This window comes from Chitinophaga fulva (assembly GCF_012927205.1).
In the GTDB taxonomy this organism is placed as follows: Bacteria; Bacteroidota; Bacteroidia; order Chitinophagales; family Chitinophagaceae; genus Chitinophaga; species Chitinophaga fulva.
This window is the reverse complement of record NZ_JABBGC010000006.1, coordinates 1-1,462: the sequence shown is the minus strand read 5'-3', so window position 1 is coordinate 1,462 and position 1,462 is coordinate 1. Positions and strand designations below refer to the sequence as shown.

At 47.5% G+C, this 1,462-nt stretch carries 2 tRNA genes and 2 rRNA genes; all 4 read left to right on the top strand.

The features are described 5' to 3' along the window. Window positions 1-215, top strand: a 16S ribosomal RNA gene (locus HHL17_RS33310); the annotation flags it as partial. Between the two features lie 134 nt (window positions 216-349). Continuing rightward, window positions 350-424, top strand: a tRNA-Ile gene (locus tag HHL17_RS33305). 10 nt (window positions 425-434) lie between these two features. Then, window positions 435-508, top strand: a tRNA-Ala gene (locus HHL17_RS33300). Between the two features lie 207 nt (window positions 509-715). Continuing rightward, window positions 716-1,462, top strand: a 23S ribosomal RNA gene (locus tag HHL17_RS33295); the annotation flags it as partial.

Below are 1,462 nucleotides of genomic sequence, written 5' to 3'. Positions count from 1 at the left end.
CTCGACCTCATGAAGCTGGAATCGCTAGTAATCGTATATCAGCAATGATACGGTGAATACGTTCCCGGACCTTGTACACACCGCCCGTCAAGCCATGAAAGCCGGGGGGACCTGAAGTCGGTAACCGCAAGGAGCCGCCTAGGGTAAAACCGGTAATTGGGGCTAAGTCGTAACAAGGTAGCCGTATCGGAAGGTGCGGCTGGAATACCTCCTTTTTAGAGCTCATTACCTTGAGCTGTTGTTTCCTTCTTCTTTCAAAAACATTAAGTTCTTTAGAAAACAAATTGCCAAGTTGGTATATGGACTGGAACGGTTAAGTGAATAGATACCAGCAACCGGCAACCAAGACAGATCCGTAGCTCAGCCTGGTTAGAGCACTACACTGATAATGTAGGGGTCAGCAGTTCAAATCTGCTCGGGTCTACAATGATTACGGGGGATTAGCTCAGTTGGCTAGAGCACCTGCCTTGCACGCAGGGGGTCATCGGTTCGAATCCGATATCCTCCACTTAATCAACTTAGTTCTTAACAACACACACAAGATGTACGGCCAAATGGGCCACAGAGATCGGATCTCACACATCGGCAACAACTGTAAACGGTCGATTCAAAATCATGTGATCATGGTTTTAATCATGACCATCACAGTTAAAGCTCTTTGACATATTGGGAAATGCAAGTTGTATACGGATAGTAATATCTGAATACGAAAATATTTAAAGCGAATAAGGGCGCATGGTGGATGCCTAGGATCTAAGAGGCGACGAAGGACGTGGTAAGCTGCGATAAGCTACGGGGAGCTGCAAACGAGCATTACATCCGTAGATTTCCGAATGGGACAACCCGGTACACTGAAGGTGTATCACTCGAAAGAGAGCCAACGCAGGGAACTGAAACATCTAAGTACCTGCAGGAAAAGAAAATAAAAATGATTCCCCAAGTAGTGGCGAGCGAACAGGGAAGAGCCCAAACCGGGTCGAAGCAATTCTACCCGGGGTTGTAGGACTACTTTTAGAAAGTCAGATCAAGCTGAATCATCTGGAAAGATGAGCCGTAGCAGGTGATAGCCCTGTAGGCGCAAATTCTGACGGACGTGTAGTATCCTGAGTAGCGCGGGACCAGAGGAATCCTGTGTGAAACTGTCAGTACCATCTGATAAGGCTAAATACTCCTTAGATACCGATAGTGAACCAGTACCGTAAGGGAAAGGTGAAAAGTACTCCGAACAGGAGAGTGAAATAGTTCCTGAAACCGTGCGCTTACAAGCGGTCGGAGCCAGTAATGGTGACGGCGTGCCTTTTGCATAATGAGCCTACGAGTTACTCCTCACTGGCAAGGTTAAGGTCTTCAGTACCGGAGCCGCAGCGAAAGCGAGTTCTAACAGAGCGCTTAGTCAGTGGGGGTAGACGCGAAACTTTGTGATCTATCCATGGGCAGGATGAAGGTTAGGTAAAACTAACTG